Origin of the sequence: Amycolatopsis jejuensis (assembly GCF_000717335.1) — a bacterium.
Lineage (GTDB): Bacteria > Actinomycetota > Actinomycetes > Mycobacteriales > Pseudonocardiaceae > Amycolatopsis > Amycolatopsis jejuensis.
In genome coordinates, this window is record NZ_JNYZ01000050.1 from 49,903 (window position 1) to 70,834 (window position 20,932).

The window sequence follows — 20,932 nt, forward strand, 5'->3', positions numbered from 1 at the left end:
CCAGCATTCTTCTCCGCGACGGTCAGGTGACCGTCGCGGACACCTGACCGCTCTCCGGCATCTTCACCGTGGAGGACAGCCCATGCCGAACCGCACCCCACCCGCCGACGTCGTCGTGATCGGCGGCGGCCCGGCCGGCCTCACGACCGCCGCCGAGGCCGCCCGCGCCGGGGCCCGCGTGGTCGTGCTGGAACAGCGCACCGAAGACACCCACTCGCGCGCCGGCGTGATCCAGCCGCGGGTGCTGGAGCTGCTCGATGTGCGCGGCCGGATGGACCAGTTCCGCGCGGCAGCCGCGAAGTGGCGGCCGGACTTCGAAGTGCCGCTGTACATGTACGCTGGTCTGCCCGGACTGCGCTACGACCAGCTGGACAGCAAGTTCCCGTACGCGCTGATCCTGCCGCAGATGACCACCGAGCACCTGCTGGAGGAGTGGGCAGTCGAGCAGGGCGCGGACATCCGCCACGGCGTCACCTACCTCTCGCACACCGAAAACGGCGACCGCGTCACGGTGACCGCGCAGGACACCAGGGGCGCGACCGTCGAGGTCGAAGCTTCCTACCTCATCGGGGCGGACGGTTCACGCAGCAAGGTCCGGGCAGCGGCGGGAATCCCGTTCGAGGGGCGCAAAACCGAGATGACCGCGGTGGCGGTGGACGCGGAGCTGTCGTTCCCGTGGCAGGCGTCGATGCAGATGCGGCGCAATGAGCACGGCTGGGTGCTGGCGTACCCGTTCGGCCACGGCATCACCCGGTTCATCATCGTCGCGGAGCACCGGCGGCACGTGTCCAAGACCGAACCGGCGACCATTCCGGAGGTCCAGGAGAGCCTGCGGCTGGTGTTCGGCACCGATTTCGGGGTGAAATCGGCGAAATGGCTGTCGCGCTACGGCGATGCCCACCGGATGGTGCCCGCATTCCGCAGCAACCGGGTGCTCCTCGTCGGCGAGGCGACCCGAGTGCACTACCCGGCGAGCGGCATCGGCATGAACTACTGCATCCAGGACGCGTTCAACCTCGGCTGGAAGCTCGGCTGGGTCACCACTGGTCGCGCGCCGGACGCGTTCCTCGACACCTACCACGACGAGCGGCATCCCGTGCTCACCGCGCTGATGGCCGACGTCGCCGCGCAGTGCACACTGCATTTCGACTTCTCCGCAGGCGGCCTGGCGCTCAAAGACTTCACCGAACGCGAGCTCATCCCGATCCCCGAGGTCAACGCCATCCTGCGCGACCGGCTGAGCGGCTTCGGCACGTCGTATCACCGCGAAACCGATCCGCACATCGCGGACGGCACCCGGATCAGCGATTTCCGGCTCACCTCACCTGGCACCAGCTACGCGGAGGTCGCGCGGAAGGCCGGTTTCGTCCTGGTCGACACGCAGAGCGCCGAGATGCCGCGGACCCTCCCGGGCGCGATCACCATCGCGACGGCAGATACGCCGCTCCCCCGCGAGCTCGACGGCGCCGCCACCGTCCTGATCCGGCCGGACGCGTATGTCGCCCGCGCCTGGAACATCAGGGCGAGCGACGACGAGGTACTGACGGCTTACCGCACCGCGATCGGCCACCCCGAACCGGCTGTGGTGGTCGCGCCGTGATGCTCATCACCAACGGGCACGTCGTCACCGGCGACCCGGCACTCGGTACCCAGGAAGCCTGCGATGTGCTGATCGAGGACGGCCGGATCACCGCGGTCGGGCCGCAGCTGGATCGGGAAGGCGCGGAAATCCTCGACGCGACCGGCATGCTCGTGCTCCCCGGTTTCGTCGACACGCACAAGCACACCTGGCAGTCCGCGGTCCGGCACCGCTGCACCGAGCTCGACCTGCGGACCTACTTCGGCGAAATGTTCGGCCGCCTCGGCGCGCAATACCGGCCCGAGGACGTGTACGCGGGCAACCTGCTCGGCGCGCTGTCCGCGCTCGACGCCGGGACGACCACGCTGATGGACTGGTCGCACGTGCAGAACTCCCCCGCGCACAGCGACCAGGCCATTGCCGCCCTGCAGGACTCCGGTATCCGCGCAGTTTTCGGCCACGGCTGGCCGCTCACCGACCTGCCGGAGTGGATCGGCGGCAGCTCCCGGCCGCACACCTCCGACGTCCGGCGCATCCGGCACGACCTGCTCTCCGACGACCATGCCCTGGTCACGCTCCAGCTCGCCGCCCGCGGCCCCGAACTGTCCACGCTGGACGCGACCAGCGCCGACCTCGCCATGGCGCGCGAACTCGGCATCCGCACGTCCATCCACATGGGCTGCGGACCGGACTTCGGCGCGATGGCGGCGATCGCACAGCTGGAGAAGGCCGGGCTGCTCGGGCCGGACCTGACCTTCGTGCACTGCAGTGAATCGAGCAACGTCGAGTTCGAGCTGATCGCCGCCCATGGCGCGTCGATTGCCCTTGCGCCGCAACACGAACAGGGCATGCCGGGCATCGGGCACACGCCGATCGACCGCGTGCGCGCGTTCGGCATCACCGCCGGGCTCAGCAGCGACACCGAAACCTTCGGCGCGGCTGACCTGTTCACGCAAATGCGCGTCGGCCTCGTCGCCCATCGCAGCCAGCTCGCCGAACGGCGTACGCAGCACGACCTGCCTGCGTTTGGGGTCGCGGACGTGTTCCGCCTGGCCACGCAGGGCGGTGCGGACACGCTCGGTCTCGGTGACCGGGTCGGCAGCCTGAGCCCCGGCAAGCGCGCGGACGTCGTGCTGCTCAGGGCCACCGACTCGAACCTCTTCCCGGTGACCGATCCCGTGGCCGCGGTGGTCAGTTCGGCGCACCCCGGGAACGTCGACACGGTTCTCGTCGACGGCGTCGTCCGCAAACGCGGCGGCGTCCTCACCGGCGACCTGGCCAGGGCGCGCACCCTCGCGTCCGCCTCCCACCGCCGTCTCCTCGGCTGACGAAAGGATCCCATGCAGCTCGACCCGTCCATTGCCGGTTTCCTGTCCATGCTCCGGTCCGCCGGTGCCCCGCCCGGGTTCGCCGGTACGCCGGAGGAAATGCGGTCGCGAATGCGCGACGCGATCGAGAGCGGCTGGGACCCGGCCGCGTTTGCCCCGGTCAAGAGCGTCGAAGACATCGCGGCCGGTTCGGTGCCGGTGAAGGTCGTCCACCCGCTCGCCGACGGCCCGGTGCCCACCGTGCTGTACTTCCACCCCGGCGGCTTCACGATGGGCAGCGCGCACCTGATGCAGGACGTCGCGCGGCGGCTCGCGCACGACCTCGGCGCGTGCGTGGTGTCCGTCGACTACCGGCTGGCCCCGGAAAACCCGTTCCCCGCCGCGGTCGACGATGCCCTCGCTGCCCTGCGCTGGACCGTCGAGTTCATCGACGACCTCGGCGGCGCCCCGTCCCGGATCGGTCTCGCGGGCGAAAGCTCCGGCGCCAACCTCGCTGCGGTGACGGCAATCGCCGCCCGCGACGCCGGAATCCCGGTGGCGGCCCAGCTGCTGGCGTCGCCGGTGACGAACTTCGCCGCAAGTTTCCCGTCCCTCGCCCAGAACTCCGACGGCTACTTCCTCACCCGCGAAGACCTGGCAGTGATCCAGAAGTTCTATTTGCCCGCCAACGAAGTCGACGACCCCCGCGTGTCCCCGGCCCTCGCCGACCTGTCCGGCGTGGCCCCGGCCGTCATCGGCGTGTCCGGGTTCGACCCGCTCCGGGATGACGGAATCGCTTACGCGGCAGCGCTTCTCCACGCTGGCGTTCCGGCCGCGTTGCGGGTCTACCCCGGGCTGATCCACCCGTTCTTCGGCATGCCCGGCCTGTCCCCGGCCGCCGAAGCCGCGGTCACCGAACTGACCGAGGAGTTCCAGGCCCTCCTATGACCCTCAGGGCAGCGGAATCGCGGAGAACACGCCATCCGGGTCGAACCGCTGCTTGATCTCCCGCAACCGCGCCGCGTTCGGCCCGTACGCGTCCGCCACCTGGTCCGGGACGTCCGGGCCGAGCAGGTTCGCGTACCCGCCGGGCAGGGCGTGCGGGGCCAGCGCCGCCGAGGTCGCGTCGGCCCACGGGCGGTCGTCGGTGTCCGGGCCCATCCCGATCACCTCGACCATCAGGTGGTTCTCCCGCAGCCCGAACGGCGTGTCCGCCACCGGGACGCGGGCAGCCGCGCCGTGGAAGTGGTGCACCGACAGCGACGACTGCGGCGACGTGCGCTTTTCCGTTTGCGCCACCAGGACTTCGGCGATGTCCGGCGTGTACTTCGCGAGCGAGCGGGTGCGGATGACGATCGACAGGCCGTTCGGGAACATCGGATCGCGGCCGGCGATTTCGGCGGCGTACGATTCGACCGGCGCCACCGTCGAGAGCAGCGGCGTGCCGAGCCGGGCGGCCAGGCCGTCCGGGTCGGCGGGGCCGCACCACGTCGGCCAGACGAGCACGGACGGCGAACCGTCGGGCGCACTCACGACGCCGCTCTGCACGGTGAGCTCGTCCGGTCCGGTTGCCTGTACCTCGGCCAGCCGCGCGAAAACCCCGGCTGCGTCGGCGATCGGGTACAGGATCATGCCGGTGGTGATCTGCGGTACCGCATGCAGCCGCAGCTCCAGCGACGTGACCACGCCGAAGTTCCCGCCGCCGCCGCGCAGCGCCCACCACAGGTCCGGTTCGTTCCCGGCGTCGGCCCGTACCACCGTCCCGTCGGCGAGGACGACCTCGGCGCCGAGCAGATTGTCCGCGGCCAGCCCGTATTTCCCGCTGAGCGGGCCGTATCCGCCGCCGAGCACGAGCCCGGTGACGCCGACCGCGCCGATGGCCCCGGTGATCGGCGTCAGCCCGTGTTTCCCGGCCGCGCCGAGCAGGTCGTTGGCCCGCGCACCGCCGCCGACGACCGCGGTCAGCCGCTCGGCATCGATCACGACGCTGTCCAACGGCCGGAGGTCGAGCGTGATGCCGCCGTCGGCGAGCGCGCGTCCGGCCCAGTCGTGGCCGCCGCCCCGGACGGACAGCGGCAGCCCGGCTTCCCGGGCACCCCGGACGGCAGCTTGCACGTCCGCGGTGCTCCGGCATTCCACCACCACGGCCGGTTTCTGCACAGCGGCGCCGTTCCACAGCGCCACGGCGGTGTCGTACCCGGGACCAGTGGTGTGGACCTGGTCCGCAGCCAGGCCCGCGCGCAGCAGTTCCGCAACAGCATTTTCGGCGGTCAAGTTTCGGCTCCCCATTTCCGGTGATCTCGCCATTCCGACTGTAGGTACGCCCGAATTGCACGGCTTGCGTGCGTGGCCGCACGGGCAAGGATCGTGCCCGGGAAAGCTCAGCGCGCCACGTACCCGGCCGACGCATCCCGCAACGCGTCCAACGCCGCCCGAACTCCACCATGCGGTTCCTCCCCGGCCCGGCAGACCGCGAGAATCGTGCGGTCCAGCACCGGCCGGGTGGCCAGGACGCGGACGCCGTCCGGCAACGGCCCGCGAGCCAGCCGGGGAATGAGCGCGGCGCCGACGTTGCCCGCAACGAGCGCCATCTGCGTTGCGTAACTCCCGACGGTGCACCGGATCCGGGGCTCCAGCTCCTGCGTGCGAAGCACCTGCACCATCCACTCGTAACAGCCGGGACCGGGGGTCCAGCTGATCCACGACACGTCGTCGACCTCCGCGAGATCGACGCTGCGGCGGTGCGCGAGCCGGTGCCCGGCGGGCAGGACGAGGTCGGCGACGTCGGAGAACAGCGTGACCTGCGTGGTCCCCGGCGGCACGACGGTGGGCCGGTCGGCCCAGCTCTCGACGACGGCCAGGTCCAGATCACCCGCGACCACCTGCGGGAGCGTGGTTTCGGCCTCGCCCTCGCCGAGGTGCACCTCCAGGCGCGGATGCTGTTCGGTGAGCGTTGCGAGCGCGGGCGGGATCAGCGCGTGCACACACGTGGAGATCGCGCCCATCCGCAACGGCCCGAACACGTCCTCGCGCATCCGTTCTAGATCCGTGCGTGCTTCGGCCAGCTGCGCCAGCACCCGCTCGGCGTGCGCGACGAGCACCTGCCCGGCGCGCGTGAGCCGCACGCTGCGGCCACGCGGTTCGAGCAGCTCCAGCCCCGCTTCCCGCTCCAGCTTCGCCAGCTGCTGCGACACGCCCGACGGCGTGACGTGCAGCGCCGCCGCCGCTCCGGCGACCGACCCGTGGTGCGCCACCGCGTGCAGGGCACGCATCCGATCCACACTGAACACGGTAGTGATGCTACCGCATTTCCCGCAGGAACATTCACTTGTCCTTGGCAGTCAGCGCCCCGACGATAGAAGCCATGACCACCCTCGAGCTTCCCTCCCGCCCGGCTGCACCGGGCCCGGTCGCGACCCTCACCGCCCGGGCCGACGCCCGCCTGCTCGCCGGCGCGGGCAGCCTGTGCATCGCCCTGTCGTCGATCTTCATCAAAGTGTCCGGGGAAAGCGGTGCCACGAGCGCGTTCTGGCGCTGTCTCTTCGCCCTGCCGCTGCTCGCCGTGCTGGCCCGCGGCGAGGCCAAGCGCACCGGCGTCCGGGTGAAAATCCTGCTGCCGCTGCTGGCCGGGCTCGGCCTCGGGCTCGACTTCGTGCTGTGGGGCGAGGCGATCCCGCTCGTCGGCGCCGGGGTCGCGACGATGCTGCTGTCGGTGCAGGTCGTGATCGTCCCGCTGCTGGCGCTGGTCTTCCTCAAGGAACGGCCCGAACGCCGGTTCAAGTTCATCGCGCCGGCGCTGATCGGCGGGATCGTGCTGGCCGGTGGGCTCGTCGGCGGGTCGGTCACCGGGTCGAACCCGTTGCTCGGCACGCTTTTCGCGCTCGCCGCCGGTGGTGGCTACTCGACCTACCTGCTCCTGCTGCGGATCAGCAGCAGCCCCTCGACCCAGGCCCGCTCCCTGACGCTCGCCACGGTGTCCGCGGGCGGTGTCGCGGTGGCGCTCGGCCTGCCGTTCCACCGGCTCAACCTGACGCCCAGTCTCCCGTCGTTCGGCTGGTTCCTCGCCCTCGCCCTCGTCGGGCAGGTCGTCGGCTGGCTGCTGATCGCCGGTGCGCTGCCGCGGCTGGCCGCCTCCACCGGTGCGACACTGATGCTGCTCCAGCCGGTCGGCGCGGTCGCCTTCGGGTTCCTCCTGCTCGGCGAGCAGCCGAGCATGCTGCAGCTGACCGGATGTGTCGTCGTGCTCGCCGCGGTGTGTTTCGCCGGACGGGGCGCACCGGATCAGCCGTCGGCCAGCGTCAGCCCCACCGAATCGAGCAGCCCGCGGGCCAGGTCCCGGAACTCGTCCCGGCGATGATCCACCAGGTCGACGCCGCCGAGCAGCTCCGCGGCGAGCTCCTCCACCGGCCAGCACACCAGCTTCCCGTGCCGGGCGAGCAGCAGCCCGACGGCGCGGATGCGGTACAGGTCGGCGACGTCGAGCCACGCGTACAGCAGGATCTGCCACAGCCAGCGTCCGGCCCGCGCCGGATCGCCGACGGTGAGCACGGTCTTCACGTCCACGAGGGTCGCGGTGGCGAGGCCGGGCGGGCCCAGCAGCACGTCGCCGTCCGCCCAGCCGGGGACGATGCTCGGCCCGGCGATCCCGAGCGGGCCGCCTTCCGGCGGTGCACCGGCGAGCCGGCGCAGTTCCCAGAGCGCACCGCGCTCGTGCAAGCATTTCGCGAGTTCGACGAGTTCGGCGACCTGGTCGTCGCCGGGCAGGGCGCGCAGGTCCGGCACCGTCCCGCCACCGTCGACCACCCGCGCCAGCCGCGGGTCGATGCGGCCGGAACGGTAGATGTCCTCGCAGGCGGACAGCACCCAGCCGGTACGCGCGAGCCCGGCCTCCGCGCCCGGTTCCCCGAGCACGCCGGGTGGGGCGTAGCGCTCCTGGTAGCGGCGGGCGCGCTCCAGCAGGTCACCCCACAGCTCCGGCGCGCCCGGGACCGGTTCGAGGTCGGGCAGGCCGTCGCCGAGGTCGAGCCAGGTCGTCGCGGCGGGGCGGATGCCGAGCGCGCGAGCCTGGTACTCCTTCGGCAGGTCGGCGTGTGTCGGGTACCTCGCCGCCTGCGCGTGCGCCCACCCGCCGCTGACCCACTGCGCGCGGACCATGCCGAGCAGGGCGTAGTACGGCGGCGCGGCCTGTACGAGGTCGGCGATCCGCTGTCCGAACGCGCCGCCGATCTCGGCCCAGTGCTGACGCGGCGGGCGGGCGAGCGCCGGCCGGACCGGCCGTACCCCGCTTGCCGCGTCCTCCACCCGGCGCGCGGCCGCGGCGGTACCGGTGAAGACCCGCGCACACCAGCGCGCGAGTTTCCCGGCCGGGTCGGCGAGCTCCGAGGTCAGCGACACCCTGCCAGTATGTCCCGGGACAGGAACGGCAGCAGCAGATCCAGCAGTTCCTCCGGCCGGTCGAGCGGGATCAGGTGGCCGCAGTCCGGGATGACGTGCCCGGTGAGGTCGTCGGCGATCGGGCGCAGCTGCCGCTCCAGCGCATCGCCGACCGGGTGCGCGCCGATCGCCATCGCCGGGACACTCAGCCGCTTCTGCGCGGCTTCGGCGATCTGCCGGGCGCTTTCCGGCAGTGCGCGGTAGTAGGCGAAAGCGCGGCGGAGCGCGTCCGGGCCGGTGTATGCGTCGGCGAAAGCCCTTTGTACCGCAGGCGAAATGCCGCGGCCGTGCGTGCCTTGGTCGATGAACCAGCCGACGTACTCCGCCTCGTGTCCACTGAGGACAGTCTCGGCCAGCCCGGGTTGCGCATGGAACCCGAACCACCACGGCGGGCCACCGGCGAGGAACTCCTCCGCGCCGGGCAGCCGTCCGGCCAGCGATTCCATCAGGACGATGCGGCGTACCCGCTCCGGCTTCGTCAAGGCGAACAGCAACGCCCCCGGCACGGCGAGATCGATCGCGGCCACCGCGGCGGTGGGTTCGCCGAGCGCGTCGAGCAGCGTGTCGATGTCGTCGGCGACTGCCTGTGCGTGTGATGCGCCTTCCGGACGGCTGCTCGCGCCCAGCCCGCGCAGGTCCGGCGCGATCACCCGGTAATGCTCGGCGAGCGGTGGGACGACCTCGCTCCAGAGCTGCCAGGTATGCGGGAACCCGTGCAGCAGTACCAGCGCCGGTCCGGTTCCTGCGACGGTCGCGTTGAGCCCGTTGACCTCGACCATTCGCCCCTCCCGTGGTTACCATTGGTTACCAGGACACGGTAGGTAACTCTCATCGTGCCGCCAAGAAGGCACTTTCCCGACAGGTGGTGAGCCCGAGGTGACCCCCTCCGCCCGCGGCGATCTCTTCGACCCGGCCTGCCCCACGCGGCGGCTGCTCGACCGGATCGGCACGAAATGGACGTCGATGACGGTGAAGGTCCTCGCCGAGGCCACCCCGGGGGAAGTCCGGTTCGCCGACCTCCGGCGGCGCGTGCCGGGCGTGTCGCAGAAGATGCTGTCGGTGACGCTGCACAGCCTGGTCCGCGACGGGCTGGTCGCGCGGCGGGTCGAGGCGTCGGTGCCGCCGCGGGTGCACTACCGGCTGACTCCGCTGGGCGCGTCGCTCGAAGGCGCGCTGGCCGCGCTGCGGAGGTGGGCCGAAGAGCACATGGCCGAGGTGGACCACGCGAACCAGATCGCGGACAGCGCTGCCCCCTGACCCCGCCCTCCGGCCGGATGCCGTCCCTTCTCGGTACCCTCGTTGTCTCAGGGGTGAACACGAGATGGCCACCAGGCGAACTGGACCGGCCGGGGAGGGGCGGCATGCCGAGTACGGCCGGCGGTTCGGGCAGCGGAACGTACGACGCGATCACGGCCTTCGGCGTGGCGATGCCCGGCTGGGTGCAGGCGCTGATGCTGGCATACACGTCGTACGGGCTGGTTCTCGTGGTCCCGCTGTTCGCGTGGCTGTGGTGGCGCGCGCGTCCGGGCGGCCCGGAACGGATGGCCGCCGCCTTGCTGGTCCCGATCGGCACGGTGCTGGCGTACGGGCTGAGCGAGCTGGTGAAGGCCTTCGTGCACGAACAACGCCCGTGCCGCGGCCTGCCCGTCACGGCCATCGTGGGCAAATGCCCGCCCCCGGGTGACTGGTCCTTCCCGAGCAATCACTCGACGATCGCCGCCGCAGCCGCACTGGGCGCCGCGTTCGCCTGGCGCCGGGGCGCGCCGTGGCTGGCAGTTTTCGCCGCGCTGATGGGCTTTTCGCGAGTTTTCGTCGGCGCACACTACCCGCACGACGTCCTCATCGGCCTCGCCCTCGGCGCCGGAATCGCCTGCCTGCTACAGCTTTACGCCCTCTCCCCCGCGACGACCATCGTGCGCTCCCTCGCCGGACGGGTCCCGTTCGGCCTGCTGGGCGCCCCCGCCCCGCGCGGCGAGCAGCCGACCGTCCTGCTGGCCCAGCGCCGCCCCGGAGAACCCCACCCGCGCCGGATTGCCGCCACGTCCACCGCCCGGCCATCTCCCGCCCCACACAGCCGCTCGACGCCTGCCGCTCGCATCTCTGGCACTGGAACGTCTTCCCCACCACCGTCTTCCCCACCGCTGCCAGGCCCGCCCGGCCCAGCACCGGCCCGCCCTTCCGGAACGCCCGCCACCCGCCCGGCGAACTCGGCGTCGACGCGTCCGGCTGCGGTACGCCGCGCCGCACCGCAGCCAGCCCGGTCGGCTCCACGCCCGCCCACCAGGCAAGCCCTGCCTCGGCAAGCACCGCCGAGCCACTGACCGGCGGGTTCCGATCCGGCCGGACGCACCGAATCCACAGCCGACGCCGGGCAGGGCTCGCATCAGCCGCCCCGCCCGGCAGCGCCGCCGATCTGCCCAGCCCACCAACCCACGCCGGGCAGAACCCGCATCAACCACTCACACCCGCGCGCCCCGCCGATCCGCCCCACCAAGCGACAACCGGCCCGGGCAGAACCTGCATCAACCATTCATACCCGCGCGCCCCGCCGATCCGCCCCACCAAGCGACAACCGGCCCCGGGCAGAACCCGCATCAACCACTCACACCCGCTGCCCCACCCGGACCCGAAACGACGAGCGGTCCCTGGCCAGACTTGGATCAGCCCCGCGCCGGTGCGCCCCGCCGATCTGCCCGGCACCGGCCCGTACCCCGGTTGTGCCTGGCTGCTCACCGGGCGATACCACCAGGTCCGTGATCGGGTCACCCGCCCGTCAACGGCGGCGGCTCAGGATCACGCGCGCGTTCTGGGCGGCCTGGGCAAAGCCACGCTCCTCCGCCCGGCGCAACGCCGCCAGCGCGCCGTCGACGTCACCTTGCAGGTACAGGTACAGGCCCACGTTGTTGGCGCCTTGCGCGTCACCGCGGTCGTCGGCCCGCCGGTACGCGGCCAGGGCGCCCTCGTCGTCCCCTTGCTGCTGGAGCAGGATGCCGAGCAGGGCGGAACCGTGGCCGTCGCCGCGCTCGTCCGCCCGGCGCAGCGCCGCCAGCGCGCCCTCGTCGTCTCCCTGCTGCGACAGCGTCGCACCCAGGTTGGCGGCACCCAGGCCGTCTCCGCGGGCATCGGCCCGGACGTTCGCCGCCAGCGCACCAGCCTCGTCGCCGCTCAACGCCAGCAATCGACCCCGGTCGGCGGCTCCGCGAGCGTGACCCCGATCGTCGGCCCGCCCGTACGCAGCCATGGCGCCGTCGCGGTCGCCGACCGCTTCCAGCAGCATTCCCAGAGTGCGCGCGGCATCTCCGTCGCCCGCCTCGTCGGCCCGCCGAAACGCAGCGAGTACGCCTTCCTTGTCCTTCGATTTCTTCACCAACGCGCGCACGGCACCATAGGCCGAGTCCACACCGCGCTCGTCCGCTCGCAGGAAGGCAGCCAGTGCGCCGGCTTCGTCGCCGCGCTGCCAGAGCGCATTGCCCAGATTTTTGGCCCCCATGCCATCGCCACGCTCGTCGGCCCGCCGGTAGGCAGCCAGCTCGCCCTCCCGGTCGCCGCGCCGCCCGAGCAGCACGCCCAGATCGTTGGCGGCGCCTGCGTCGCCCCGCTCGTCGGCCTCCCGGAACCCGGCGAGCGCCGCTTCCTCGACGCCCGGGCGCTGGAGCATCTCCTCGACGTCCTGCTGACGCGGGTGAAGACGGCTCGGCACCCCCCGCCGCGTCCCGAACAACCGCCGCCACCAGCCGCCGAACCCTCCTGCGCTCATCTGGCCAGCACACCACATCCGTGCCGGGACCAGTCCCACCGCCGCCAGCAGGTCGACGAACCCGCACTCGCCCGGGCAAATACCGCAAGCGGCGACACATCCCACCCCGGCTCCGCTTCGCCCGCTCAGCGTCACGGTCCCTTTCAGGACGGAAACCACCGAACGGCGCGGAACCCCCAGCGGCTCGTGAATCCGAGCATCGACCGGCTGGCCGACTTCTCCCGGCGACGCCACTACCAGCGGGAACACCCGAAGGTCAGCCGGGCAGGTCGCCCGTCGCGGCGAATTCCAGGCGTTTCGCGACCGAGACCGCCTGGTCGGCGAAGCGTTCGTAAAACCGGGTAAGCAGCGTCAACGCCACCGCGGTCTGCTGGCCGCGGTCCCATTCGGGAGCGGTGATCGTGGCCATGACTCGGGCATGCAGGGCGTCGACGGTCTCGTCGGCACGGCTCAGTTCTGCGTAACCGCCGCGGGCTTCGCCGTGGACGAGATCGGCCAGGCGGTCCGCCATCCGCGACGTGACTTCACCCAATTCCGTGAACAGCGGCTCCAGATCGGCGGGCACCGTCGGCTCGGGGTGCCCGCGCCGGGCCGCACCCGCGACGTGCGCGGCGAGGTCGCCCATCCGCTCGAGTTTCTCCGCGCAGTAGACCGCGGCGAGCACCCCGCGCAGGTCCCCCGCGACCGGTGCCTGCAGGGCGAGCAGCGAATATGCCTCGTCCTCGCAGGCGGAGCGCTGGGCGTCGAGGTCGGCGTCGCCGCTGATGACCTGCTCGGCGAGGGGAAGGTCGACCGTCAGCAGGGCCTGGGTGGCCCGCCGCATCGCCTCGGCAGCTGTCTCGGCCATAGCCGCCAGACGCCCGTCGAGACGTTTCAGGTCGTCCTGGAAGCCTTCGCGCATGTCGGCCGACTCTACCTGCGGGCGCCGGACCATCCGGCGTCGGCCGGGAAGAGCGGCTCGGCGAGGTCGAAGCTGTGGCTGCCCTCGTGCCCGCCGAGGACCCGGCAGGCAGCGCCTTCGTCGGACTGCGCCCCGCAGGCGGCCCGCGCCTCCAGCACCCGGCGGCCGGGCCACCACCGCAACCACATCCCCCCGGCGACGGGGGCCGCATGCTCATGGCCGTGTCCGGCCTCGAGCTCGCAGAACAGCTCGGACTCCATCCCGCGAACCGCCACGGTCCGCAGGACCGACCGCTCCCGCCCGGACAGCTCCACCGGCTCGCGACACAGCGCACCATCGGCCATGCGACCAGCGTAAACGTCCACCCCGAATCCCGCGCGCAGGCCCCGGCGCACGGGCGCGTCCCGTGGCGTATCCGTGATGAGCCCGTGCTCGCGGGTCACCACCGCATGCCGATCGGCCCTTCGGACCGGCACCGTCGCCCGCACCCGGACGGGTCACCGTCCCGGCCCCTCCATACGGCAGTTCACTGCGTCCCGCGGTGGCCGGACGCTCGTCCTGGTGCGGCTCCCGTGCCCGCTGGCGGATACGGCGGCCCGACTGCCCGCGGCCGGGCTCGTTGGCGCCTGGCTGCTGTGGCGAGACCCAGTCCCGGAGTGAGGTCTGGCTGGAGTTTGCCAGGCAACCGGACTGCTGAGGACGCGCAGGCGATGGGGCCCTTTCGTGCCGTGTGGACCTGGTGCGCGGGCTGATCGGTGCACCTGCCGTTGCGGTCGCGCAGCGGAGGGGACCTGCGCTGAAGCCGCGGCCTCCGGCTGAGCCGCGGCATCCGGCTCAGGCTGGGCCGCTGCTAATGGCGGCTGACGACTGCTGACGACTGCTGACGACTGCTGACGACTGCTGACGACTGACGGCTGCGGCTCGCCCGGCCTGCGACTGCGGCGCGGCCCGCGACGGGGGCGCGCCCGGCGCGTCGTCGGCACACCAGGCCACCAGGGAGGTGCGTGGCGAGCATTCCCCTGCCCGACAATGCCGCCCGCTCCGCCCGCGGGGCTGCGGCTCGCGCGGCCCGCGACTGCGGCGCGGCCCGCGACGGGGCCGCGCCCGGCGCGTCGTCGGCACACCAGGCCACCAGGGAGGTGCGTGGCGAGCATTCCCGCGCCCGACAATGCTGCCCGCTCCGCCCGTACCTCCCACCCGCACCCGCCCACGGCACCGGACCGGACCGGACCACCGGACCACCGGACCAGAGCCCCGGATCAGACCGCTGGATCAGACCACCCACGTCAGTCCACAGTGGACGCAAGCAGCGTCAGCGTACCCGTTCCAGCAGGGCGAACAAGTTCTCCCAATGCCGCTTCTCCCCCTCCTCGTGGTATGCCGCCGTGTCGGTCATCGTGTAGCCGTGGGAGGCGCCTTCGTATACCTCGGATCGGTATGGCACTCCTACCTCGTCCAGGGCGTGTTCCAATGTCTTGATGTGGTCCGCGTCCATCGACGGATCCTGGTCTGCGTGGCCGAAATACACCTCACCCGTGATGGCACCCACGCGGCGGTGCGGGCTGTCCGGCTCGTCCGTCGCGAGGCGGCCGCCGTGGAAGGACGCGATTGCCTTCACCCGGTCCGGCAGTGCCGTGATCACGCGCAATGCGTTCGTGCCGCCCATGCAGTACCCGGTGATCACCACCGGACCCTCGGCGACCCCCTCCTGCGCGGCCAGGTAGTCCAGGTACTTCTCCGCGTCGCGGGTGATCGCGGCGGTGTCCAGGCCCTGGATCAACGGCATCAGCGTGCCGAAGACGTCGCCGCGGCGGTCCGGGTCGGCCAGTGCGGTCAGGTCGATCTGCGGGCACCGCCCGCCGCGGTACAGCAGGTTCGGCGCCAGTACCGCGTACCCGGCGTCCGCGATCCGGTCGGCCATCTCCTCGATCCGCGGCCGCAGGCCGAACGCGTCCGGGAACAGCAGCACCCCGGGATGCGGCCCGCCGTCCGGCACGGCCAGGTATGCGTCGGCGATGCCGTCGGCGGCCGGGACGTCCACCTTTTCCTTGCGCATCCGCTTTGTCCTCCGTCGCTCGTCATCCGTACCGGCCCAATCTATCCCCGCCCACCGACAACTTCCGCGCCCACGCGGCCGCCACCGGGAGTTCACGCCTTAATTCGAGAGGCAAATTAGTGCACTGGGCGGATTGACGACATCCGCCGCGTCCCGACAAGATCGCCCGAGGATCGCGTAGTCCCGCCCGCTGCAGAAACGGACTGTCGATGGCCAGCAGACCACCCGAAGCCAGCACCCGGACCAGAGCCCGAGCCGTCGTGGCCGCCCTCGTCGTCCTCGCCGGGCTCCTCCCCGCCACCGCGCACGCCGCACCCGCGCACGCCGCACCCGCGCACGCCGCACCCGCGCACGCCGCACCCGCGCGTCAGCCCGAGATCGGCCGCCCCGCACTCGACCGCAACGGCTGCGCCCGCATCGAAAACTCCCTGCCCATCCTGCCGGACTGGCCCAAAGTCCGCAGCGCGATGATCGGCAACCCGGTCGACGAATGGCGCATCAAACGCATCGTCTCCGGGATGTCGCTCGAGGAAAAAGTCGGGCAGATGACCCAGCCCGAGATCGCCGCGATCACCCCGGCCGAGGTGACCCAGTACGCCATCGGCTCGGTCCTCAATGGCGGCGGCTCGTGGCCCGGCGGGAACAAGCACGCCACCCAGCAGGACTGGCTCACGCTCGCCGACTCCTATTGGGACGCCGCAACGGCAACCCGGGCAAAGATCCCGGTAATTTGGGGCATCGATGCCGTGCACGGCAACAACAACGTCTACGGCGCCACGGTCTTCCCGCAGAACATCGGCCTCGGTGCGGCACACGACCCGTGCCTCGTCCGTGACGTCGAAAGCGCCACCGCCCGGCAGATCCGCGCAACGGGACAGGACTGGGCCTTCGCCCCCACGCTCGCCGTCGTGCAGGACGACCGCTGGGGCCGCACGTACGAAGGCTTCTCCGAGGACCCGCGGATCACGCGCGCGTACGGCTACGAGGCGATCAACGGCCTGCAAGCCGGCGCGCGGCTGCGCATCGGCCCGAACGGCGTGATCGGTACCGCCAAGCATTTCATCGGCGACGGCGGCACTACGAAAGGCCAGGACCAGGGCGTGACCGCGGCGTCCGAGGCCCAGATGATCAACGTGCACGGCCAGGGCTACTACGGCGCGCTCGCGGCCGGGTCCCAGACGGTGATGGTGTCGTTCAACAGCTGGACCAATCCCGACCTCGGCATCACCGAGGGCAAGCTCCACGGCAGCGACAAGGCACTCAACCAGATCCTCAAGGGCAAGATGGGCTTCGACGGCCTGGTCGTGTCCGACTGGAACGGCATCGGCCAGGTCCCCGGCTGCACCACCGCAAGCTGCCCGCGCGCGATCAACGCCGGGATCGACCTGGTGATGGTCCCCAACGACTGGAAGGCCTTCATCACCAACACCGTCGCGCAGGTACGCGGCGGCGAGATCCCGATGTCCCGCATCGACGACGCCGTCACGCGGATCCTGCGCGTGAAGATGCGCGCCGGGCTGTTCGAGGAGCGCAAACCGTCACAACGCTGGTACGCCGGTTCGCCCGGCGCGCTCACCGACAAGACGCTCGCCCGCGAAGCCGTCCGCAAATCGCAGACGCTGCTCAAGAACAACGGCAACGTGCTTCCCTTGTCCCGCACCGCGAAAGTGCTCGTGGTCGGCAAGAGCGCGGACAGCATCCCGAACCAGTCCGGCGGCTGGACGCTCAGCTGGCAGGGCACCGGCAACACCAACGCGGACTTCCCCGGCGCCACCTCGATCCTCGCCGGGCTCAAGGAGGACCTCGCCGACGTCACCTTCGACCCCACCGGCACCGCCGACCCGAAGGGCTACGACGCCGTCATCGCAGTGATCGGCGAAACGCCGTACGCGGAAGGCGTCGGCGACCTGCAGCGCAAGAGCCTCGAAGCAGCAAGGCTGTACCCCGAGGATCTGGCAGTGCTCGACAAGGTCAGCGGCAAGGGCACGCCGGTGGTGACCGTGTACGTGAGCGGCCGTCCGCTGTACGTCAACAAGGAGCTCAACCGCTCTGACGCCTTCGTCGCCGCGTGGCTGCCCGGCACCGAGGGCGGCGGCGTGGCGGACATGCTCGTCCGGGGCAAGGACCGCGGCGGCTATCACGGCAAGCTGTCGTACTCGTGGCCGAAGAGCGCGTGCCAGTCGCCGCTCAACCCGTGGAGCCCTGGGTACGACCCGCTGTTCGCGCTGGGCTACGGCCTCACCTCGAGCCAGCGCACCACCGTCGGCAAGCTCGACGAGACCGAAGGCCCGGCGCGCTGCGGGTCCACCGGCGGTGGCGGTACCGCGACCGAGGACCTGCCGATCCACGACCGCGTCGACATCGCGCCGTACAAGAGTTTCATCGGGTCGGCCGAGAACTGGGGCGGCACCGAAATCGGCCCCGACGGCACCGCCGCGCATGCGGAGATCACCGTGGTGCCGTCCGACGTCAACGTGCAGGCCGACGGTCTCAAGGCGACGTGGACCGGCAAGGGCGCCGCGCAGATCTACTCCCAGCATCCCGGTGCCACCGACGACCTGCGCGGGTACCTCAACGCGGACGGCGCGCTGGAGTTCGACGTGATCGTGCATTCCCCGCCGGTGAACCGGACGGTGGTGAGCATGCACTGCGTCTACCCGTGCTTCTCCGAGGTCAACGCCACGAAGCTGTTCGGCGGCCTGCCCGCCGGGCAGAAGTCGACGGTGAAGATCCCGTTGGCCTGCTTCGCGAACGGGCTGGACTTCGAGAGCGTCAACACGCCGTTCCTGGTCTACACCGACGGCCCGTTCTCCGCGTCGTTCGCGAATGTGCGGTGGTCGCCCGGCGGGGCCAAGGATCCGGACGCCCGCAAGTGTGCGGATCTCACCGGCTGAGGTCCGTGAAGGGAACCATCACGGAATCAGCTTCCGTGATGGTTCCCTTCACGGATTTGCCAAGGCCAGCAGGCGGGACCTGGCTGCGGAGAGCGACGAGGCGGCCAGGTCCTCGAGCCCGTCCAGCGCCGGGATGTCGCCGACCCGGGTCAGCTCAGCCGAGACAAATGTCAGCCGATCCGGTGAAACACCCTTGTCCTCCAGATAGACCCGCAGGTACGACTCCTGGAAGTCGAACCCCGCGCGCGGCGTGCCCGGGCCATAAGCGCCGCCGCGGGCGTTCACCACCACGAAGTCCTTGACCGCCAGCAGTTTCCGGCCGGTCGCCGGGTCGACGAACACGCCCGGGAACGTGATCCGGTCGATCCACGCCTTGAGCGTCGCGGGTACGCCGAAGTTGTACATCGGCACCGCCAGCAGCACCGTCCGCGCCGCCAGGACCTCGGTGACCAGCGGCAACGTCAGGTCCCACTCGCGCCGTTCCTCGTCGTCGGCGATGAGCGTCGCGATGTCGGCGAGCGACAGCACGCCCTTGCGTTCCACCCGCCGCCCGAGCCTCGCGTACCCCGCACGCAGCGGCGGCACCGGCTCGGCGGAGACGTCGCGGTGGCGCACCGTACCGCCGCCGCGACGCCATTCGGCCACGAACAGCGCACCCAGCTGCCTGCTCACCGATTCCTCGCGGTCGGCGCTCGAATCCACGTGCAGCAGGGGCGCTAGCATGTCGGTCATCCGGTTCCTTTCCTCGTCCTGGTCTTCGGGCCGGCACTCCCATGACGGATCGAGACGGGAAAAGGTGACCGATGGACGACGCACTCGCGCGCCGCTTCGAGGACGAGCGCCCGCGGCTGCACGCGCTGGCCTACCGCATGCTGGGCTCCGCGGCCGAGGCCGAGGACGCTGTGCAAGAGGCATGGCTCCGGCTCGTCGGCACGAAAAGCATCGGCAACCTCGGCGGCTGGCTCACCACGGTGGTGTCCCGGCTGTGCCTCGACGTGCTGCGCGCCCGCCGGGAAACCCCCGTCGAGCAGGTCCCCGACACTGTCGCGGGCCACGCGCCGGAGGACGAGGTCGTGCTCGCCGGGGAGGTCGGCCGGGCGCTGCTGGTGGTACTCGACCGGCTCGCCCCGGCCGAACGCGTCGCCTTCGTGCTGCACGACCTGTTCTCGGTGCCGTTCGACGACGTCGGCCCGATCCTCGACCGCACCCCGGCCACCGCGAAGAAGCTCGCCAGCCGCGCCCGGCTGCGGGTGCGCGGCGTGCCCGCAGTGCCGGAGAAGGAACTGGCCGAGCATCGGGAAGTGGTGGCCGCGTTCCTGGCGGCCGCACGCGGCGGCGACATGGCGACGCTGCTCACCGTGCTCGCCCCGGACGTCGTCCGGCACACTGATCCCGCCCTGCTACCCCCGGGTGCCGCCGCCGTGCTGCGAGGCGCGGACGAGGTCGCGCGTGGTACCGCCCTTTTCGCCGTCCGTGCCCAGACCGCCGAGATCGCCCTGATCGACGGCGACATCGGGCTGGTCCTCGCCCCGGCCGGGCGCCTCGTCGGGGTGCTCAAGATCCGGGTGGAAGCTGGTCTCCTCCAGGCGTATGAAGTGATCGTGGCTCCGGAGCAGCTGGCGCGCATCGACATCGCGAGCCCCGCCGTATAGGCCGTTATACAGGAAGCTACTTCTTGAGCCGTCGGCTGCCGCCGTGCCAGTCCTGTTCGCGACCGGCCTCGCCCGCCGCGACGCCGAACGACGGCAGCTGCGGCATTTCCCGCAGGCTCCGCTTCAGTTCGGCGAAGCCGGGGAACGCGGCGAGCCCGACCACGTGGTCCCACAGCCGCACGGCGTCCTCGTCGGACGGCAGACGGCTGATCACCGGCCCGAAGAAGGCAACCCCTTCCGGCGGCTGGAAATGCAGGATCGGCGTACCGACGTCCTTACCGGTCAACGAAAGTGCTTCGTCGGTCTCGCGCTGGATCTCGACGTCCCACTTCTCGTCGTCGACCGCAGTGGCGAGCGCGCTGGGCAATCCGGCGCGGGACAACGCCGTCTCCGCCGCTTCGCGGGTGCTGTGCGCCGCGCGTGCATCTGGCGTGTCCTCGACCGGTCCGCGCTCGAAGTTCCGCTCCCCCAAGGCTTCGTACAGCGGACCCACCGCTTCGCGCCCCTGGTCCGCCCGTACCGCCGCAGCCAGCCGCAGCAGCCGCAAGCCGGAGGTGTGCGAAGCCTCGTACTCGGGCGGAAAGTGGGTGGCGTAGTCGAGGTGCGCGTTGAGCAGGCGCAGCGAGATGAACCGCCAGTCCACGACGTACTCGCGCTGCCGGGCGACCTGGCGGACCCATTTGCTGGTCATCCACGCGAACGGGCACACGGGATCGAAGTAGAAGTTCAGCTCGGCCATGCCGTCACCCTACTTCCGCTCGGGACCCGTCCCGAATGCGCGCCACTAGGGTGACGCGCATGTTCCGCGACTTCAAGGAGCGGCGCCGCCGGAAGCGCGCCGAACGCAACCAGTCCATCCTCGTGAGGTACCAGGCCCAGGCAGCCGACCGGCGCGAGGCGGCCCGTACCCCGCCCGGCCAGCTCGACCCCCTGGTCCGGGAGCTGATCGACATGGGCTACGAATCCGGCTATCTCGACAACCCACGCGCCCGCAAGATCGGCGAGCTGCTCAACTCCCGCGGCGGCCTGGGGCTCATGCAGGACGTCTACTACGAGGTGCTCAACTGGCACTTCGTCACCGCCCGCGAACTTCAGCGGGCATGGCACGGCGTCGGCGACTGGCAGGCCTAAGAGATCAGTTCTGAATGAGTTTGCGTAGGCAGATGATCGAGCAAGCGAGGCTGTGGATGGCTTGGTGGATGTGGGCTCGGCGTTCGGTGCGGATGCGTAATCTGCGGAACTTTTGAGCCAGGCGAAGGTGCGTTCGGCTGGCCAGCGAATCTTGCCCAGACCGGAACCGTGTTCGACGCCGCGGCGGGCGATCAGCGGGGTGATGCCGCGGGCTCGGACCAG

At 71.2% G+C, this 20,932-nt stretch carries 19 protein-coding genes and 1 pseudogene; 9 read left to right on the forward strand and 11 right to left on the reverse strand.

The window, feature by feature from the left end; genetic code table 11:
- The first annotated feature begins 82 nt into the window (after window positions 1–82).
- From OO71_RS43015 to OO71_RS43025, 3 genes are read left to right on the forward strand one after another with little or no spacing between them, the layout of a single operon-like run.
- The gene (locus tag OO71_RS43015) at window positions 83–1,600 is read left to right on the forward strand and encodes an FAD-dependent oxidoreductase (RefSeq protein ID WP_051793086.1); all 1,518 of its coding nucleotides are present in this window, start codon (window positions 83–85) and stop codon (window positions 1,598–1,600) included.
- Window positions 1,600–2,907, forward strand: a complete 1,308-nt coding sequence (locus OO71_RS43020) for an amidohydrolase family protein (RefSeq protein WP_033295858.1) — start codon at window positions 1,600–1,602, stop codon at window positions 2,905–2,907. The genes OO71_RS43015 and OO71_RS43020 overlap by 1 nt, the downstream gene beginning before the upstream one ends.
- 12 nt (window positions 2,908–2,919) lie before the next feature.
- Window positions 2,920–3,834 (forward strand): alpha/beta hydrolase, encoded by a 915-nt coding sequence (locus OO71_RS43025; RefSeq protein ID WP_033295859.1) that lies wholly within the window; start codon window positions 2,920–2,922, stop codon window positions 3,832–3,834.
- 3 nt (window positions 3,835–3,837) lie between these two features.
- On the opposite strand, the gene OO71_RS43030 is transcribed toward OO71_RS43025, so the two are convergent.
- Entirely contained in the window at window positions 3,838–5,160 is a 1,323-nt protein-coding gene (locus OO71_RS43030; protein WP_156096839.1) for an FAD-binding oxidoreductase, read from the reverse strand.
- A 107-nt stretch (window positions 5,161–5,267) separates the two neighbouring features.
- Complete coding sequence (locus OO71_RS43035) at window positions 5,268–6,158, reverse strand: LysR family transcriptional regulator (protein ID WP_425388750.1); 891 nt, start codon at window positions 6,156–6,158, stop codon at window positions 5,268–5,270.
- 92 nt (window positions 6,159–6,250) lie between these two features.
- Here OO71_RS43035 and OO71_RS43040 point away from each other — a divergent pair, with 92 nt between their 5' ends.
- Complete coding sequence (locus tag OO71_RS43040) at window positions 6,251–7,243, forward strand: DMT family transporter (protein ID WP_033295862.1); 993 nt, start codon at window positions 6,251–6,253, stop codon at window positions 7,241–7,243.
- On the opposite strand, the gene OO71_RS43045 is transcribed toward OO71_RS43040, so the two are convergent.
- The gene (locus OO71_RS43045; protein ID WP_033295863.1) at window positions 7,168–8,280 is read right to left on the reverse strand and encodes a hypothetical protein; all 1,113 of its coding nucleotides are present in this window, start codon (window positions 8,278–8,280) and stop codon (window positions 7,168–7,170) included. The two genes, OO71_RS43040 and OO71_RS43045, sit on opposite strands and share 76 nt — an antisense overlap.
- Entirely contained in the window at window positions 8,271–9,098 is an 828-nt protein-coding gene (locus OO71_RS43050) for an alpha/beta fold hydrolase (RefSeq protein ID WP_033295864.1), read from the reverse strand. The genes OO71_RS43045 and OO71_RS43050 overlap by 10 nt, the downstream gene beginning before the upstream one ends.
- A 97-nt stretch (window positions 9,099–9,195) precedes the next feature.
- On the opposite strand from OO71_RS43050, the gene OO71_RS43055 reads away from it, so the two are divergent.
- A complete protein-coding gene (locus OO71_RS43055; RefSeq protein ID WP_033295865.1) occupies window positions 9,196–9,576 on the forward strand; it encodes a winged helix-turn-helix transcriptional regulator in 381 nt (126 codons plus the stop codon).
- A 104-nt stretch (window positions 9,577–9,680) separates the two neighbouring features.
- On the forward strand, window positions 9,681–10,640 hold the full coding sequence (locus tag OO71_RS52760; protein ID WP_084145697.1) for a phosphatase PAP2 family protein: 960 nt from the start codon (window positions 9,681–9,683) through the stop codon (window positions 10,638–10,640).
- 452 nt (window positions 10,641–11,092) lie between these two features.
- Here OO71_RS52760 and OO71_RS43065 read toward each other — a convergent pair whose 3' ends face one another.
- From OO71_RS43065 to OO71_RS43080, 4 genes are all read right to left on the reverse strand, one after another.
- A complete protein-coding gene (locus OO71_RS43065; RefSeq protein WP_156096840.1) occupies window positions 11,093–12,076 on the reverse strand; it encodes a tetratricopeptide repeat protein in 984 nt (327 codons plus the stop codon).
- Window positions 12,077–12,332: 256 nt separating this feature from the next.
- On the reverse strand, window positions 12,333–12,977 hold the full coding sequence (locus tag OO71_RS43070) for a phosphate signaling complex PhoU family protein (protein ID WP_033295881.1): 645 nt from the start codon (window positions 12,975–12,977) through the stop codon (window positions 12,333–12,335).
- Between the two features lie 11 nt (window positions 12,978–12,988).
- Entirely contained in the window at window positions 12,989–13,321 is a 333-nt protein-coding gene (locus tag OO71_RS43075; protein WP_033295882.1) for a hypothetical protein, read from the reverse strand.
- Window positions 13,322–14,289: 968 nt separating this feature from the next.
- Entirely contained in the window at window positions 14,290–15,033 is a 744-nt protein-coding gene (locus OO71_RS43080) for a dienelactone hydrolase family protein (protein WP_033295867.1), read from the reverse strand.
- 209 nt (window positions 15,034–15,242) lie between these two features.
- On the opposite strand from OO71_RS43080, the gene OO71_RS43085 reads away from it, so the two are divergent.
- Window positions 15,243–17,927, forward strand: a complete 2,685-nt coding sequence (locus tag OO71_RS43085; protein WP_033295868.1) for a glycoside hydrolase family 3 protein — start codon at window positions 15,243–15,245, stop codon at window positions 17,925–17,927.
- A 48-nt stretch (window positions 17,928–17,975) separates the two neighbouring features.
- On the opposite strand, the gene OO71_RS43090 is transcribed toward OO71_RS43085, so the two are convergent.
- The gene (locus OO71_RS43090; RefSeq protein WP_245633965.1) at window positions 17,976–18,659 is read right to left on the reverse strand and encodes an FMN-dependent NADH-azoreductase; all 684 of its coding nucleotides are present in this window, start codon (window positions 18,657–18,659) and stop codon (window positions 17,976–17,978) included.
- A 71-nt stretch (window positions 18,660–18,730) separates the two neighbouring features.
- On the opposite strand from OO71_RS43090, the gene OO71_RS43095 reads away from it, so the two are divergent.
- Entirely contained in the window at window positions 18,731–19,579 is an 849-nt protein-coding gene (locus tag OO71_RS43095) for a sigma-70 family RNA polymerase sigma factor (RefSeq protein WP_033295869.1), read from the forward strand.
- Window positions 19,580–19,595: 16 nt separating this feature from the next.
- Here OO71_RS43095 and OO71_RS43100 read toward each other — a convergent pair whose 3' ends face one another.
- A complete protein-coding gene (locus tag OO71_RS43100) occupies window positions 19,596–20,318 on the reverse strand; it encodes a mycothiol-dependent nitroreductase Rv2466c family protein (RefSeq protein WP_033295870.1) in 723 nt (240 codons plus the stop codon).
- A gap of 59 nt (window positions 20,319–20,377) precedes the next feature.
- On the opposite strand from OO71_RS43100, the gene OO71_RS43105 reads away from it, so the two are divergent.
- On the forward strand, window positions 20,378–20,710 hold the full coding sequence (locus OO71_RS43105; protein WP_033295871.1) for a hypothetical protein: 333 nt from the start codon (window positions 20,378–20,380) through the stop codon (window positions 20,708–20,710).
- Between the two features lie 4 nt (window positions 20,711–20,714).
- Here the strand turns inward: OO71_RS43105 and OO71_RS52765 are convergent.
- A pseudogene (locus OO71_RS52765) lies at window positions 20,715–20,932 on the reverse strand (transposase); the annotation flags it as partial.